This is a genomic window from Rheinheimera sp. WS51 (assembly GCF_050936095.1).
GTDB lineage: Bacteria > Pseudomonadota > Gammaproteobacteria > Enterobacterales > Alteromonadaceae > Alishewanella.
Genome location: NZ_JBOTRC010000012.1, coordinates 29,845 through 45,550 on the forward strand (window position 1 = coordinate 29,845; position 15,706 = coordinate 45,550).

A 15,706-nucleotide genomic window follows, 5' to 3' on the forward strand; every position below is an offset into this window, starting at 1 on the left:
ATGAAACAAGGAGTTTTATGGTTGTCCATGATTATCGCTTTGAGTGGTGCTTCAGGCGCTGCTTTAGCGAATAACACGACACAGGCCAACGCTGATGGTAAGGCTTTTGCGGACAGTTTGAATAACGCGAAAGTCAAAGACCTGGGTAAAACTGTAGATCCAACAACGGTACCTAATTATCAGGGAACAAGCATACCCGAAGCAGGGTATTACAATTCTGGCCTCAACATCGAGAACCAGGCACAAACAAAGGCCGCGACTGATCCTAACGCGCAGTATATTAATAGCGCCAGAACCAACAGGCCTCAAATCACGGTAGATAGCCAAACAGACCCTTTATTCAAACGCCATGAGGAAATCACCGATAAGGCACATAGCCTTACCGATACGTACTCCGGTTGTGTTGATCTGCCGGTTGGTACGCAGGATGTGACCAAGTATGAAGAAAAGTCATGCAGCGTCAGTGGGCACCAGGACACCATTAACTTTACGTGCAAGCGTCAGTTAAACGTATCGTGCTCCAATCCAAATGCAGGCCAACCAAACCCGTTTACCGATGCTGATTTTACAAAGTCAGGCGATCCGGGTATGGGTTGGGGTTCGAGCGGCAATACCTTCTGGTACGGCCATACAACCAACAACAGAAGCGGTAGCTGTAAGTTTTACGAGAACACCATCCAGTTCTATATCTCCGACCTGAGCACTGTGCCTGAATTCGTGCTTGAGCAGGTTATCTACGATGACTGGATGTTTGTTTGGGTGAATGGCCACGCAGGTTTTCAAGGAGTCGGTGGTTCAACCTATGCTGGTTTCGATTTGGGTTGGAAATTCCCAGGGGAGTATAACTGCGAACACAATGGAATCAGGACTTTCAATATCAACGTAGATGCAAAACCGAAACTGAAAGCAGGATGGAACACCATATTTATTCGTCACCTTGTTGGAGGGGGCGGTAATGCTTATTTAAAGTTCCGGGGCGTTCGCATTCACGGCTGTACACAGTCGTCGTCATATAGCTATGTGTGTCCGGCAGGTGAAACACACACCAAGGGAACCCTGAAGAGCACTACATGCACCAGTGGGCCGGAAACACGTTATATCAACGGATTTCCTGTTTCTCGGTCATGCTGGGAGTGGGATCAGAACTATACACGCTTGTCTGACCCGTATTTCGTGAAAGACCCAGTGTGTGGTCAATTGGAAGCCCAGGGTTGCGGCCAAACCAGCGCAGTGTGTACCAGTCATAATGGTAGCTTCTGCGAAAACCAGACAATCAACTATAGCTGCCCGTATCAAACCTCAGCCAGGCACGTATCAATGTGCGGAAGCCAGCTTGTCTGTCCCGATGGCAATTGCACATCCGAATTTGGGCAGAGCTACGAGCCGGCCACAGAGGATTTCAAAAAAGCCGCGACTGGTCTAGCTGTCGCCGGTGAGATAGCCAAAGAGTTGGATAAAGAGAATCTGACCATTTTTACCGGCGATAGTAAGGCTTGCAGCAAAGCTACAGCAGGTTTCTCGAATTGTTGCAAGGACAGCGGTTGGGGTACCGATATTGGCCTGGCAAGTTGCAGTAATGAAGAAAAAGAGCTTGGCATGATGAAGGAAGCCGCCCGAGTGCATTATGTGGGTAACTATTGCAGCCAGGACTCACTTTTCGGGTGCCTAAGCCGCAAGTATGTTTACTGCACGTACCCATCCAAACTTTCCAGGATCATCATTCAGCAAGGCAAAGCTCAGCTTGGCCAGAGCTTTGGTGCACCGAAAAGCCCGGACTGCCGGGGCTTCAGTCTTGAAGAATTGGAGACGCTGAATTTTGATGCGATGGATCTTTCTGAGTTCTATTCAGACGTTATGAGTAACGCTGAAAATGGGACGACACCCAACGCAAACAATGTGGCTAATGACATTCAGGAAAAGCTAAAACAGCGTTTCCCACAGTTGAATGAAGGAGGGGGCAACTGATGCGTTATATCCTCGCACTGTTGCTTTGTACGCTAATGGCAACTGCACAGGCGGCATCCCAAGGGGTGCCGTCAAAACAACAGAACTCAGCCAGTCAGACCAGGCAGGAACAGGCCAGACCCAAAACCTATTTCTCCGACCGGGAGCGGGGTTGGTTCTGGTATGAAGATCCGATCCAAGAGGTTGAGGAAGAAGTGAAGAAGCCAGAGCCGGTTGCCGGGGGGGCACCGGCTGCGCCAACGCTGTCACCTAGAGAGCTTCTGAAAAAGCAAGGGGAGCAGTGGGAGGATGCACTGGCAACAGCCATCCTGGAGCCGACGAAAGAAAACTATCAGCGGTACCTTGCGTTAACCGCGCAAATCCAGCAGCAAAGCCAGGATTTTGCCACTGGCTTTAAACAGGCGATATGGGTCACGCCGGAATATGACTACACACTTCAGAAGCCTCGCACCACTCAGGCTATTGTTGCTCAAAATGAGCAGGAATTGACGCTGAAGGAAAGCGAGCTTTACCGGCTATCACAAGAGAATGGCCTGATCTTCTTTTTCCGAAGTGACTGCCCATTCTGCCACCGGTTTGCACCGGTCTTGAAACGGTTTTCCGAACAGTATGGATTTACCATTATCCCCGTATCACTGGATGGTGGAAGTCTGCCGGAATACCCGTATCCGAAGCAAAACTACGACATGGGCCGCAAGCTCAATGTGAGTGTTGTTCCGGCCTTGTTTATGGTGAACCCGGATTCCAATAGCGTTTCGACCGTAGGTTACGGCTATTCGGACTGGACACAGTTGATTACTAAAGTTCTCTTCGCGGCTCAGCAGCTCGAAGGAACTGCAACATTGAAAGTAGGGGATGTTCGATGAAACGATCAATCTTTAAAGCAACAGCGCTATCTTTGGCAATAATTCTACCGGCATCCTCGCTTGCAGACACAGGTTCTAAGGTCAGCAGTTGGTTTGACAACATGAACTATGCAACGGTGACTTCACCTGGTGTTTATGAGGGACAATCAGCCAGGTTTGCGACCCTGGGCGGTATTTCGGCGCGAGCGCCTATCACCCAACCATTTAATTTCGTCAGTGTTCAAACCCCTAAGTTCAGCGCCGGTTGCGGTGGTATTGACTTCTATGCCGGTGGCTTCTCTGCCATCGACGCGAACCAGTTTATTGATAACTTACGGGCCATCGGTCAAAACGCACAATCCCTGGCCTTCATGCTGGCCATACAGATTGTTTCCCCACAGCTTTCCGGCGTAATGGAAGACATTCAGACTTGGGCCAATAAGTACCTGAATATGAATATGGACTCCTGTGAAGCGGCCAGTAAGTTAGTCGGTGGTGCACTTCAATACTTCGACCAGGAGAAAGCCAACTGTATTACCACCCGCCAAAATGACTATGGCGAGGATTTTTCAACAGCATCATTTGCGTGTACCACTGGTGGAAGCCGTAAATCGACCGTTGGATCTGATGGTGAGGTAAACAAAACCGATTTCGTAAAAGGCAATCTAGCCTGGTATGTATTGATGCAAGATCCGTTTTTCCAGGCCGACACTGAATTTGCGGAGGTGGTTCTTAATATCATCGGAAGCGTAATCATTGCAGATATGGCTGGGGCGTCTGACACGCCCGTTGAAATACGCATCATCGAGCCTGCCATTAAAGACGTGATTGAAAAGGAGCGTTTCCAAAATATTTATACCGCGCTTCTTTATGGCAACCAGGCCACAGAGCAATTGCGCGTATATCGCTGTGTCGGAGCAACGTCTGATCCGAATAGCTGTGCCAGCATGACCAACTCTTTACAGACCATAAACCCATCCTGGACAGGCCTGTACGCCCGCGTTGAGCAATTACTTCAGAGTATCATTACCAAGATCGACACGGACAGCGCCCTGTCGCTCCAGGAGCGCGGTCTAATCGCCTCTACCAATGTACCGATCTATCGCTTCCTATCAGCGTCAACCACGTATTTCCCGCGTGGTACTGATATTTCAAAAATCACCCAGGAATATACAACGCTGATTGCTCATGACATTTTACTTCGCTCTTTGGATGCTGTGATCCAACGGGTAGAGCAACGAAGCTCTACCCTAAGAAAGGGTATGTCTGAAGCAACTCGTATCAAGGCCTTTCGTGAAGACCTTGAGGCGGTGATGCGCGGATTAGCCAAGCTGCGCCAAGACAACGAATACACCGCTGAACAGCTTATCTCGATGCAGGAACGGATCTACAAGTATGAGAAGGCTTTGCTACCTAAGCTGGGCGGTGAAATTGTGACTGCGGCCATGTGGGGTAAGAAATGAACTGGGAAGTCATTGCATACGGCAGTGGCGATATGCTGAGAATGATATTCACAGCTATCGCTTCAATTTTCGGCAACTCAGATTACAAGGCAGCCATGCAAACTGCCGGTATGCTTGGGTTTGTGACCGTGCTGTTTAAAGCCGCGTTTGACCGAAATGTGATGGCCAATTTCCGGTGGTTTATCGGAACCATCGTCTTAATCATGGTGGTTCTGGTACCCAAAACCACCGTTATCGTGAACGACAGAATCACACCGGCAAACAGCGCTGTGGTCAACAACGTTCCTATTGGCCTGGCAGCAACAGCCGGGTTCTTCTCATTTGTTGGTGACTGGTTGGCACGTTCCTTTGAGACAGTGTTTTCAATGCCAAATGAAGTTAAGTACACCACAACAGGGTTGCTGTTCCCTCATAAGCTGTACGAGGCCACCAGGAAAATGGGTTTTCCTGATGACCGGACAAACAATAACTTCAAAGAGTTCTTTGCTTCGTGTGTGGTTGTCGATGGCATTGGGCACAGACGGTTTACCTGGCGCGAGGTGATGGAAGCCCCGAACCTGATGAATTTCTTTGATACCAGGGTGGCCGTGAATGCGGCGAGCTTCAGGTACACAGCCGGGTCTGGTACGGAGTCAATTCTTCCATGTAGATCAGGTTTCACCAACACCCTGAAACCGGATATGTTGGCCCTCTACACAGACGTTATAAAGTACGGCGTTGAAGGCGATTTGATTTCGCGTTTTGATAGCGCCAACGCGGCATCTACCAGGATGCAGGCTGACATGCAGAACGCCATTAACTTCATGACTGGTGTCAGCCTGACGCCTCAGCAGTTTGTAACACAACAAGCCATCATTAACGCTATGGCAACCGGCACTCATAAGCTGTCGCAGGAAACTGATGCCACAGAGTTCAACCAATATATTGTCAGTGGGGCAGAACTACACCGCCTGACAACATATCAAGCATTGGGCGATATAGCCTCTGAAAAATTGCCGTTATTGCGGACAATTTTCGAGGCCATTATCTATGCGATATTCCCAATCATCGTACTAATGGCAATTGTGATACCTGCCAAGGTACCTATGGCCTATATCACTGCCCTGGTATGGATAAATCTGTGGGCACCAATGTATGCGATTCTGCACTTCATTATGTCCTACTACTCACAGTCAACAATGACCGAGATAGCAGCACTTTACGGAAACGGGTTTTCTGTTCTGGCCAATGCGGAAATGGCCAAATTCAACTCCGATGTAGTAGCAACAACCGGTTATTTGGCAACAGCGTTACCAATGCTTGCCTGGATGCTGGTGTCTAAGTCCGGCGCTATGGCGGCGTCTTTTGCTGGCCGTGTAATGCAGGGCTATGACCAGTCTGTTGAGAAAGGTGCCAATGAAGCCGTAGACGGCCAGGGTCAACGTATGGGTACCAAGTGGGAGCAGACTGGATCTGGTGGTATCCAGAACAGCAACCTAATGGATTCTGGTTCTCGCCAGACCTCGACCGTAGATGGTAATACGCTCCTATCGCAAACCACATCATCGTTGATGGTTAACCCGCAGATTACAGAGCAAGCGGTACAGTCCAAGCAGCAGGCGTTGGATAATGCTGTCAGCCTGCAACAAACCGAACGTGCACAACTTGCGGAATCCAACTCGACAGTATTGTCAAATGCAGGATCGGTATTGCAGCAACTTAATCAACAGCAAGGGGCGAACAATAACTTCAAGCAATCTGAAACTGCACAACAACAGCAAAACTTCACGGCTCTTAAGGGTGCAGTCGATGAGTGGGCCAAAACCAATGGCGTGGAAATGTCTGACCAGGCCAAGGCGGCAATGTACGGCGCTATTGAGGGCAAAATTACTGCTGAAGTCGGTACACCACTGAAGGGGATTTTCGGCAGTGGCGCGAGTACCAGTATCACTACCAGGGCAGGTGGTAATATTGAAGGGTCAACCTCTGAAACTGAGCGCGATGCCTACAATATGGCAGAGAAGTTCATGAACAGTGAACAGTTCTCAAGCGTAACAGCGTCTATTGGAGCCGGTGTGCGTGAAATGGCTGCACAGTTCGGCGTTTCAGAAAACAATTCTACTGTCGATCAGCTTAATACTTCGTTGTCACAGCAGCAGACAGCACAGCGCGAATACTCTGAAGCGGTGAACCAGGTACAAACGGCAAGAGAGACACTGAACGCAACCGAAGAATTAAGAGCAGCTTTAAGCGTTGATGGCGGACAAACATTAGTAAACGCACTTCTTGCTTCAAATAACGGTGATGTAGGTCGTGTCGATTCGTTGCTGAGGGATGCGGCGGGTGGTTCTCAAGCCGCTATGGATGAAATAAAGTTCGCTTTGATTGATGCAGACGCACGTTTCGGAATGTCCAACGACAGCAACTTCCAGCAAGTACAACAAGCTCTTATGAATGAAGGTCAAACTGGTGTGAATTCGACGTTCAGTAGCGGCTCAACAGATGTTACCGCTCAAGGGGCGCAGTGGCGTAGTGATGTTGATGGTCAGGCGACTGTAACCCAAGACCAGGTTCAGTCAGCAACTACGGCGGCCCTGGAGGCACAACAGGCGGCAATGAACGACCCAGGAAGTGTCATCACACAGAATGGAACTACGGAGCGCTTACAGCGCTTAGAAGGCCAAGTAGATGGTAAGGGTGAAAGCACACAGGAAAAGGTAGAAGCCGTTGCTTATATCAATGAAGCATCGCCAACCCCGTTCGCAGCCATGTGGTTCAACGAAGGCCAGCGTGACCAGATGGAGGGTGACCTGAAAGAGAATATTCAGGAACGCACACGCAGAAGGAGCGGAGAATAATGGCAATGCACCATATTAGAAGCGTGATGTTGACATCTTTAATAATGACCAGCTTCGTTACCGAAGCTGGTCAAAATGTCGTTTCAGACGAGTATCACCGGCTATATCCCAGGATGTTCTGTAAGGCTGATATATCAGCCGATGAGTGCCTGAAATGGGCTTCTTCATATGTCGCACAAAAATATATCAGAGCAAATAATGATTATTATCGGAAGCTAGTCGATGACAGGGTGAGAGTTCTGTTCAAGAAGCATGTTGAAAATCGAGCTGAAACATACGACCCCAATAAACGGATGATGCTTGAATCTCAGGTTAAGAAAGACTTGGTTAACGATATTGCCGAACATTGGCTACGAACAGGGTTGTTGCCAGAAATTAACTAACCAAAAGCCACCTACGGGTGGCTTTTTAATTGGTCACTGAATTGTGATGCCGGCGAGCTGGATCTGTGACCAAGGGTAGGTGGTCACAGATTGGCGTTCTCGATGGCCACCAGGTGTGGCCAATGCGGATTGTCCTGGTACCGGGGTGGTGTGTTGGTACTGGTGGTTGCTGAACGGGGCTGTGAGGTTCTTTTAGACGGAATGGAAGGCGGGTCAAGGGGTAGGTGCGGCCCACAGCCGGAGGCGAGGACACGGCCCCTTGACGCGGCTGTAATGACCCAAACGCTCCAGGCTGGGGAGCGGGAAGGGAGGCCGTAGGCCGCATGTCCCGCACCCCTGACGACAGATGGCGAATCGCTCCCCTCGCAGGCGAGGGGCGGGGGGGAGTGGTCACACCGCGGAGGCCCGGGCCGGGTAAGGTTGTGCCCATAGGTATTTGGTCACACGCAGCGCGATCGGCCGGGGTTTGGTTGTGTCCATAGTTGTGGTCACAGATCCTGGATGGCCAGGCGCAGGCCTTGTGACCATCATCATTGCTTTGATCTGTACGTTCCGTGTGCTAATATCTCTAGGCCGACTTGTCGGTCTTGAAACTACTAACGTGATTAATCAGTGTACTTCTGGTTAATCACCAGGTAGTGCACCTCTGCATAAAGGGGTTGAATGATGCGAAATAAACGTTCTGCACAAGCCAGACATGAACTTTTAATGTTCGCTGCTGAAGTCTTGGGAAACCATTACAAAAAGCAAGCAATGTCTGACAATGATCGTTTAGAAGAAAATTTGAAGCGTGAGGTGTCGGCTTTCAAGTCTTCACAACACAAATCAAATTCTCGTTTAAGCATGTCCAATCGGACGGTGGCTTAAATAATTTATGTAGGGTGGGCTTTAGCCTGGTACCTACAGCGCAAGTGCGCAAGATGCACCTCGGTCTTTCAGGGGTTGGAAGGAGTTGTTATGGCTCAGGTAAAAATTGGCTGGTATCAAATCGAAGAGAACTGGTTATCTGATGGAACAATTGATGTTGCAATCAGTGACCGCAGAACGAATGAGCTTGTCGCCTTCCAAATTGATAATTTGGAAGACTACGATAAGGTGATTCAGTTTCTCGATACGAACCGCCAGATTGGTGTGTTGTCGCAGCTCAATGTAGCTAACGGCAACTAACGCTAGGGGATAGAAGTCACACTACTTGTTAGTGTGGCTTCTCCCTAGCGGTGATTTAAAATATCCCGCAGTGCTTCCCTTCAAAACGTGCTTATTGCACCTCTTAAAATACCCAATAGATTACCAGGCAAACCAAGCATTCCAGCCGTGAATCGCTGGTACTGTACAATGGCCAAGGACACGTCACTCATTACGACGTTTTTACATATTTTGCGGCTTCATTACATAGTGTTTTGATTGAGAGACGTGCTTTGATGTGATATGTTAACAGCGCTTGGTTGCCGGTTCTGGTTTGGTGATGCTGAACGGCGGTGCACTGGTGGAATGTAGGCTTCAAGCAAAAAAGGCGCACCTCGGCCAGGGTCAGGGGTAGGAGAGCAACATGAGTAATGCGAATCATACAGACCAGAAAGATGCAGAACTTCCTAAACTTCGCGGTTCCAGGAAGCAACTTGGTTGGGCATACAAGATCCGTGAACGGTTTGCTGAACGCAATCCGGGCGCAGATCAGTTAACCACTGAGCTTGATGCAAAATTCTGGATCGACAACAAAACGTCTCTTATTGGGGATGAGAAGTTGCCGAAAGCACTTCCGCAACTGACAGGTAGCGATAACCAAATTAAATGGGCATTCGCTATCCGGTCAAAGTTTGCAGATGTGTTTCCTGAGAGCGCATTGCTTCGCTCTCATACTGACTCGAAGTTTTGGATTGAGAATCGGCGTGTGTTCGATTTCGCAGTCCTTGGCTTCAAACTGGCACCTACCGGGGATGCTAGTCAGGAAGAGTGATATTGAGCATTGTTTCAATATCGCTTGGAAAAGCCGTTCTTCGGAACGGCTTTTTTTAACGTGGTGAAAACATGGCAAGCCCTAAAGTGACTATTGAAACAAACGAAAAACCACTAGACAAAAATGCGCTTGATGAATTGATACGGTTTTCGGGGTATACCGTTGATATGATTTTGCAATATGTGCCTGACGATAAGGGAGGGTATCTGATTTATGCGAAGTATCAGCATGGCCAGATCGTTCGCCAGGTATACACGCAGCGTAACACGCCAAGACGATTTAAAGACCTGCAACGGGCAATTGATTGGGGCAAGCGAATCGGATTCCGATCTGTTGCCCTGACGATAGAGTACAACACCTACCCCGATCCAGACTCCCCAAACTAAGCCGCCTGGAGGGTATGAACTCGCTTCGCCGGTTCATACCACTCCTGGTGGTGCTCCCTTCCAGGGGCGCAGCGGTTGCGCCTCAAATCCCCTACAAATGGCTTTGAAATACCCTATTTCCTTGCTTACAATGAGTAGGCGGGGTGGGCTTCGGCCTGGTACCTGTGATTGGCTCCCGGAAACGGGATTGTGACCAGTGCATGACTGGTCACTTGGCCAGTCGGTGCACCTCTACCTAAAGGGGTTATATGATGATTGATACACCAAAGGAACTATCCGCAGCACTTCATAAAACAGGTGGTGAGGTAGCAGTGACTCAATCACTGTACTGGCATTACCTTGAAGTGTTACCGCCGCGTGTAATGGGGTCTAACTTCTTTGTCTTCCAGGAAGGCGACGGAGAGAAACTTCAGTTCACTAAGCGGGGTGATCAGTATTATTGCCACTTACTCGGTGATTATCTGGTTACTGAAGATTGGAAACTTCATGCTGCTGTTGGTAGACGCGAATTGAATCAGCCTTTCAAGCTGCTTTTCGTATTTACCGATGACGAAACATGCGATGTGCCGGATGAATTCAGAGAATTTGTTGGCAAAGAGTTTGTTTCAGTATCTGCAATCGCAGCCGCAATGAATGTAACGTTCCGTATTTAAACAATCAGGGTGGGCTTTGCCCGGTACCTGTTGCGCTTTCGCGCAAGACGCGCCTCGGTCTTTCAGGGGTTGGAGAAACGAAATGGGATCTATCGCTAAAACCAGTACGGGAACAGTAACCGTAAGCTACAACAAGGCTCACATGAATGAGCTGGATGATCAGGTGTTCAAATACGCAATAGCGTCATTTTCACACCTGGTACAGCGCAATCAACAGCTTTGCTTTGCAGAGTTTGGTGAGCTGATTCAGCGTCATTATGTCGCTGAAGGTAAGACAAAACTGTGCCTTGAGGTTCTGGAGAAGGCCGCGATTAACCATCGCTACCTTTGCAGCTTCAAGTACCGAAACCCGCAAAGCGGCCTCGTAGAGGCTTCTGAAGCGATAGTTGAAGTAGAGCAGTGGCGTCAGGTCAAACCCATACTGGAACGGCAGATAAACGCCCAGGTAACAGACCTTGAATTTAAGGGTGTTTCCTGTGTGTATCGTAAGGGCAGCTTCGCTTATGACGCTAAGCGTCAGGAGGTGCAATTATGAGATCGCCATTTCAAGAGGGTGTTGATTCACTCAAGGCAGGTAACTACTACTGTAGCCTGAACCCGTATTGCCGGGTTGCGCAGCCAGCGGAACATGAGCAATGGGGTAAAGGTTGGTATTCGGCGTATCGTGAGGCTGCACAGCGCCACGATAATGAATACCTGGTTACTTGGGTGGGGATGGATCGTTCGTACCATGAAGACGAATTTTCTTCCCTGGAAAACGCTCAACGCCATGCGGTGAGCATTTCCGAGCACGGAGGTCATAGCATTACTCTCTCAGATGATGAGGGGAATGAATACGACTTCTGATCAGTAGAGCCACCTTCGGGTGGCTTTTCTTTTTGGTATACTCAGTTCTGCGCAACAATGGCGCACAGGCGCACCTCGGCCTTTTTCAGGGGTTGGATGAGTATTATGGCTAATCCCCATGTACGGGCGTTTACGCGCCTTTTTAACGAGACTGCACGCTATCGGCATCGTTATGAAGTCTTCCGTGATTTTGTGATGATGGCCGGGATTGCGATTCAAAACGCATTCCTGAAGTCTGACGAACTGGAACAGGAATACCTGGGCATTGTTCGCCGGTACGAAAAAGAGGATGCAGCTCGTATGTCGCACTTGTTAGCGGAGGTTGTGATGGGGCTTGAAGTTTATCCCTGTGACTTCCTGGGCAGTGTGTTCATGGAGCTTGAGCTTGGATCTGATCGAATGGGGCAGTTTTTCACTCCGTTTGAGGTGTCCAAAATGATGGCCATGATGGTACACGGCGACACGATAGACGCGCTTTCTGATAAGCCGTTTATCACGCTACAAGAGCCAGCTTGCGGAGCCGGTGGGATGGTTATCGCTTTTGCTCAAACTATGTATGAGAAAGGCCTTAACCCCCAGAAACAGCTCTGGGCGAGTTGTGTTGATGTAGATCCAGTGGCCGCAATGATGGCTTATGTGCAGTTGTCGTTGCTGCATATACCGGCTGAAGTGGTTATTGGAAACTCATTGTCAATGCAGTTCACCAGGGTAATGCGGACTCCGGCGCACTACCTGGGCTTGTGGGATTCAAAACTTCGCCGTCAATGGTCGAACGATGAATCTGACGCCGCTCCAGTCGTTGAGGATGCGCCTACGGCGGTACCTCAACCGATGGTTGTCATAGAAAAAGGGCAAATGTCCCTGTTTGATATGACGGCCTGACCGTGAAGCCACCTTCGGGTGGCTTTTCTTTGGTCTGAATATTGGATCGTACAATCCAATTTTATGTTATTTCGCAAGCGAAACTGATCAGTTATCATGAGGCGGCAGGGTAGGCTTTAGCCTGGTACCTGTTGCGCTTTCGCGCAAGACGCGCCTCGGTCTTTCAGGGGTTGGAGATAGGTATGACAACGCGACAAGCGTACAGCGATTTTCTGAAGCGCCTGAAAATGGAACCACCTGTAGAATGTGAATTCTCGGTTGGTGACATCGTGACGTTCACCAATGAATACGGTGTGTCATTTCCAGGCAACAAGGTTATCGGGTTTGCTGCTGACGACGGATTCTATGGCCGCTTTATCCATCTTGATAAAGAAGCCTGGTGGTTCCCGGTGCGGCCTGCTGAGCTGACCTTAGAACGCAAGGCTTCTGAATCTCGGTAGTGCAGGGTAGGCTTCGGCCTGGTACCTGCTGCGCATTCGCGCAAGGCGCACCTCGGCCTTTCTCGGGGGTTGGATACGGTAATGGCAGACAATAAGCCATACTGCATTGTCACTGAAGATGATGCAGTCCTGGTCAAAGACTTAACACTTGCTGAAGCAGAACAAGAGCTTTGCAGGATGCTAAATCGGGGAGAGGACTGTTACATCGGTGAGACTGAAGCCTATACCATCGAGATTGATGAAACGGGCAGACGTTCAATGATAGACGCCAAAGCCTCAACGTAGGTTAGGGCGGCAACGAAAGCCACCTTCGGGTGGCTTTTTACTTTCTGGCGATCAGGCCGGTGATCGGATAATATACAAAGTACAGGGTGGGCTTCGGCCTGGTACCTGTGATTGGCTCCCGGAAACGGGATTGTGACCAGTGCATGACTGGTCACTTGGCCAGTCGGTGCACCTCTACCTAAAGGGGTTATATGATGAAAAAAGCGACTCGTACCGATATTCAGCAAGCTGTAACTGACACCATCATTGAACGGATCGAGCAAGGCGGAGTGCTTCCCTGGCAGTGTCCTTGGACAAAGACCGGGGAACAACCGATACCGTATAACTGGCTTACCAAGCAGTTTTACAGCGGTATTAACATCCTGATCCTATGGGTTCGTGCGATGGAAAATGGTTACTCAACAAACGCTTGGTTGACATTCAAGCAAGCGCAGCAGTTGGGTGGTCGTGTCAGAAAAGGCGAAAAAGCTGTCCAGTGCATTTTTGTGAAGCCTGTAGAGGTTGAAAACGAAAATCCTGGATGCGACACCGATGAAGACGGTAAAAAAATCATCCTGTGTCGTAAGGCTTTCTCACTATTCAATGTTGAGCAGGTCGAGGGGTTGGATAATCTGCCCTGTGTACCTGAACAGCCTGAATATGATGAGGCTGAAGCTGTTGCCGCAATAAACCGTGTTGCTGAGGTTTATTGTGCCAATACTGGTGTTGAGATCCGGCATGGTGGCGATAAAGCCTACTATTCACCGGTTCTTGATATTATCAAGTTGCCAACAACCTTCCACGATGGGGCAGGTTATGCGGCAACATTGGCACATGAGCTGATCCACAGCACGGGCCACAAGAAGCGCTTTGATCGTTTCGACCAGCAGGCCGAAGCATTCAAGGGGTTTAAAGAGGCATACGCTTTTGAGGAATTGATCGCGGAACTAGGAGCCGCTTTTGCTTGTGCTGAACTTGGTATTCAGGGGCAACATGAGCAACATGCCAGCTATCTCGATAGCTGGCTTAGGGTTCTGAAAAGCGACAAGACCTTTATCTTCAAAGCGGCGGCAGCGGCAAGTAAGGCCCATAGCTATCTCATGCGAGGTGGTGTTGAGTCTGAAAAAATCGTTGCAAACGTCGCCTAACTGAACGGTTCTTCGTTCGTCTGGTTCCCGCTTGCGGGAATTCAATGACCAGTGTACTTCTGGTCATTGATGACCAGGGTGCACCTCTACCTAAAGGGGTTGGAAATATGCGTTACAATTTTACGTCTGCTCAAGAGGCACACGATTTCGCTTACGATAAGGGCGTTCCGTTTACTCGGATTAGAAACCTGTCTGAAATGAACTCGCGTGAACTTACAGGCCTTCGTATACAGCGTGAATGGGTGTTGGGTATTCATACCCAATATTGTTCTGATGATGAAGGTAAACAGTGGTACCCGGTAGATCGGGAATACATATCACTGGATAGCTTTCGGATAGCGAACAATGAGCTTGTGAAAAAGCGAAAGGTTCGGATCTTGGGGTATTACTGCTATCAGTTGTCCCATGACCCGGCCCAGGTGATTCACCTGGAAGAGCTGTCTAAGGTGGCGCTCAGTACACAACTGATGCACTATACTGGCGATAGTTATTCTTCGTTGTCGTTCCACAATGAGGATGATGTGAACAGCCTTCGGGCCGGGAATGTCATCGTGCATAAAAGAACACAGCAACGCTTTTTCGTTCCGGCAGCACCGCTGGATCGCTTTGAGTAACCGCAGGGTGGGCTTCGGCCCGGTACCTGTTGCGCATTCGCGCAAGGCGCACCTCGGCCTTTTTCAGGGGTTGGATGAAAATTATGGGTATGCTGTTTGTCGAAGCTCAACTATTGAAAGACTGCTTGTATGCGTTCAATGAAATTCCCAATCGCAGACTTTGCAATGGGAAAAAAACCTACGAGATAGCCGCACAGCTTGATCAGGTTTTCAAAGAGCAAGAGCGGAATGAAGATAGTGAGGTACTTCAACGGTTCGTCGATTCACTGGCTGTGACATTGATACGTGATGTTAATGTTCCGGTGCTGTGGAAAGACATTCCCTACTTGAGCCAGCAGGTAATGATGGTTCAGACCGTGGTTAAAGCGCTCAACATGGTTGACCGATTTAACTACAACATGGATATGCTCGGTAGAGTGGACTTGATTGTTCCATTTACCAGCAACGAAGAAGCCGCTTAACAGCGGCTTTTTTTTGGTCACTGAAAAGTGATGCCGGCGAGCTGGATCTGTGACCAAGGGTAGGTGGTCACAGATTGGCGTTCTCGATGGCCACCAGGTGTGGCCAATGCGGATTGTCCTGGTACCGGGGTGGTGTGTTGGTACTGGTGGTTGCTGAATGGGGCTGTGAGGTTGTTTCAGACGGAATGGAAGGCGGGTCAAGGGGTAGGTGCGGCCCACAGCCGAAGGCGAGGACACGGCCCCTTGACGCGGCTGTAATGACCCAAACGCCCAGGCTGGGGAGCGGGAAGGGAGGCCGTAGGCCGCATGTCCCGCACCCCTGACGACAGATGGCGAATCGCTCCCCTCGCAGGCGAGGGGCGGGGGGGAGTGGTCACACCGTGGAGGCCCGGGCCGGGTAGGATTGTGCCCATAGGGTTTTGGTCACACGCAGCGCGATAGGCCGGGGTTTGGTTGTGTCCATAGTTGTGGTCACAGATCCTGGATGGCCAGGCGCAGGCCTTGTGACCAGCTTCCATTGTCCGACAAGAGAACGTCGGCTATTATTGACCGCAGTGCTGCC

The 15,706-nt window shown here is 49.7% G+C and carries 18 protein-coding genes; all 18 read left to right on the forward strand.

Features of this window, described 5'->3' with window-relative positions:
* Positions 1–1,965, forward strand: a complete 1,965-nt coding sequence (locus ACRCA4_RS12560; RefSeq protein WP_433189123.1) for a conjugal transfer protein TraN — start codon at positions 1–3, stop codon at positions 1,963–1,965.
* Complete coding sequence (locus ACRCA4_RS12565; protein ID WP_433189126.1) at positions 1,965–2,831, forward strand: conjugal transfer protein TraF; 867 nt, start codon at positions 1,965–1,967, stop codon at positions 2,829–2,831. The genes ACRCA4_RS12560 and ACRCA4_RS12565 overlap by 1 nt, the downstream gene beginning before the upstream one ends.
* Positions 2,828–4,273: a conjugal transfer protein TraH gene (locus tag ACRCA4_RS12570; protein ID WP_433189128.1), complete on the forward strand. Its 1,446-nt coding sequence runs from the start codon at positions 2,828–2,830 to the stop codon at positions 4,271–4,273. Before ACRCA4_RS12565 ends, ACRCA4_RS12570 begins: the two co-directional genes overlap by 4 nt.
* The gene (locus ACRCA4_RS12575; protein ID WP_433189131.1) at positions 4,270–7,110 is read left to right on the forward strand and encodes a conjugal transfer protein TraG N-terminal domain-containing protein; all 2,841 of its coding nucleotides are present in this window, start codon (positions 4,270–4,272) and stop codon (positions 7,108–7,110) included. Before ACRCA4_RS12570 ends, ACRCA4_RS12575 begins: the two co-directional genes overlap by 4 nt.
* Positions 7,110–7,493 carry a hypothetical protein gene (locus ACRCA4_RS12580; RefSeq protein WP_433189134.1) on the forward strand — a complete coding sequence of 128 codons (384 nt, stop codon included), beginning with the start codon at positions 7,110–7,112 and terminating at the stop codon, positions 7,491–7,493. Before ACRCA4_RS12575 ends, ACRCA4_RS12580 begins: the two co-directional genes overlap by 1 nt.
* 663 nt (positions 7,494–8,156) lie before the next feature.
* Positions 8,157–8,360 carry a hypothetical protein gene (locus ACRCA4_RS12585; RefSeq protein WP_433189136.1) on the forward strand — a complete coding sequence of 68 codons (204 nt, stop codon included), beginning with the start codon at positions 8,157–8,159 and terminating at the stop codon, positions 8,358–8,360.
* Positions 8,361–8,450: 90 nt separating this feature from the next.
* Positions 8,451–8,660 (forward strand): hypothetical protein, encoded by a 210-nt coding sequence (locus tag ACRCA4_RS12590; protein WP_433189139.1) that lies wholly within the window; start codon positions 8,451–8,453, stop codon positions 8,658–8,660.
* A 382-nt stretch (positions 8,661–9,042) separates the two neighbouring features.
* A complete protein-coding gene (locus ACRCA4_RS12595) occupies positions 9,043–9,450 on the forward strand; it encodes a hypothetical protein (RefSeq protein WP_348700935.1) in 408 nt (135 codons plus the stop codon).
* A gap of 71 nt (positions 9,451–9,521) precedes the next feature.
* Positions 9,522–9,836 carry a hypothetical protein gene (locus ACRCA4_RS12600; protein WP_348700934.1) on the forward strand — a complete coding sequence of 105 codons (315 nt, stop codon included), beginning with the start codon at positions 9,522–9,524 and terminating at the stop codon, positions 9,834–9,836.
* 248 nt (positions 9,837–10,084) lie between these two features.
* Positions 10,085–10,489 carry a hypothetical protein gene (locus tag ACRCA4_RS12605; protein WP_433189143.1) on the forward strand — a complete coding sequence of 135 codons (405 nt, stop codon included), beginning with the start codon at positions 10,085–10,087 and terminating at the stop codon, positions 10,487–10,489.
* An 82-nt stretch (positions 10,490–10,571) separates the two neighbouring features.
* Positions 10,572–11,024, forward strand: a complete 453-nt coding sequence (locus ACRCA4_RS12610) for a hypothetical protein (RefSeq protein ID WP_433189146.1) — start codon at positions 10,572–10,574, stop codon at positions 11,022–11,024.
* Positions 11,021–11,335 carry a hypothetical protein gene (locus tag ACRCA4_RS12615; RefSeq protein ID WP_348700932.1) on the forward strand — a complete coding sequence of 105 codons (315 nt, stop codon included), beginning with the start codon at positions 11,021–11,023 and terminating at the stop codon, positions 11,333–11,335. The genes ACRCA4_RS12610 and ACRCA4_RS12615 overlap by 4 nt, the downstream gene beginning before the upstream one ends.
* Positions 11,336–11,431: 96 nt before the next feature.
* The gene (locus ACRCA4_RS12620) at positions 11,432–12,217 is read left to right on the forward strand and encodes an N-6 DNA methylase (protein WP_433189150.1); all 786 of its coding nucleotides are present in this window, start codon (positions 11,432–11,434) and stop codon (positions 12,215–12,217) included.
* A 182-nt stretch (positions 12,218–12,399) separates the two neighbouring features.
* Positions 12,400–12,657, forward strand: a complete 258-nt coding sequence (locus tag ACRCA4_RS12625) for a hypothetical protein (RefSeq protein ID WP_433189153.1) — start codon at positions 12,400–12,402, stop codon at positions 12,655–12,657.
* Between the two features lie 81 nt (positions 12,658–12,738).
* Positions 12,739–12,942 carry a hypothetical protein gene (locus ACRCA4_RS12630; protein WP_433189156.1) on the forward strand — a complete coding sequence of 68 codons (204 nt, stop codon included), beginning with the start codon at positions 12,739–12,741 and terminating at the stop codon, positions 12,940–12,942.
* Positions 12,943–13,133: 191 nt separating this feature from the next.
* Positions 13,134–14,069 (forward strand): ArdC family protein, encoded by a 936-nt coding sequence (locus ACRCA4_RS12635; RefSeq protein WP_433189159.1) that lies wholly within the window; start codon positions 13,134–13,136, stop codon positions 14,067–14,069.
* A 44-nt stretch (positions 14,070–14,113) separates the two neighbouring features.
* Positions 14,114–14,683, forward strand: a complete 570-nt coding sequence (locus ACRCA4_RS12640) for a hypothetical protein (protein ID WP_433189162.1) — start codon at positions 14,114–14,116, stop codon at positions 14,681–14,683.
* Between the two features lie 74 nt (positions 14,684–14,757).
* A complete protein-coding gene (locus tag ACRCA4_RS12645; protein ID WP_433189165.1) occupies positions 14,758–15,144 on the forward strand; it encodes a hypothetical protein in 387 nt (128 codons plus the stop codon).
* Positions 15,145–15,706 lie beyond the last annotated feature (562 nt).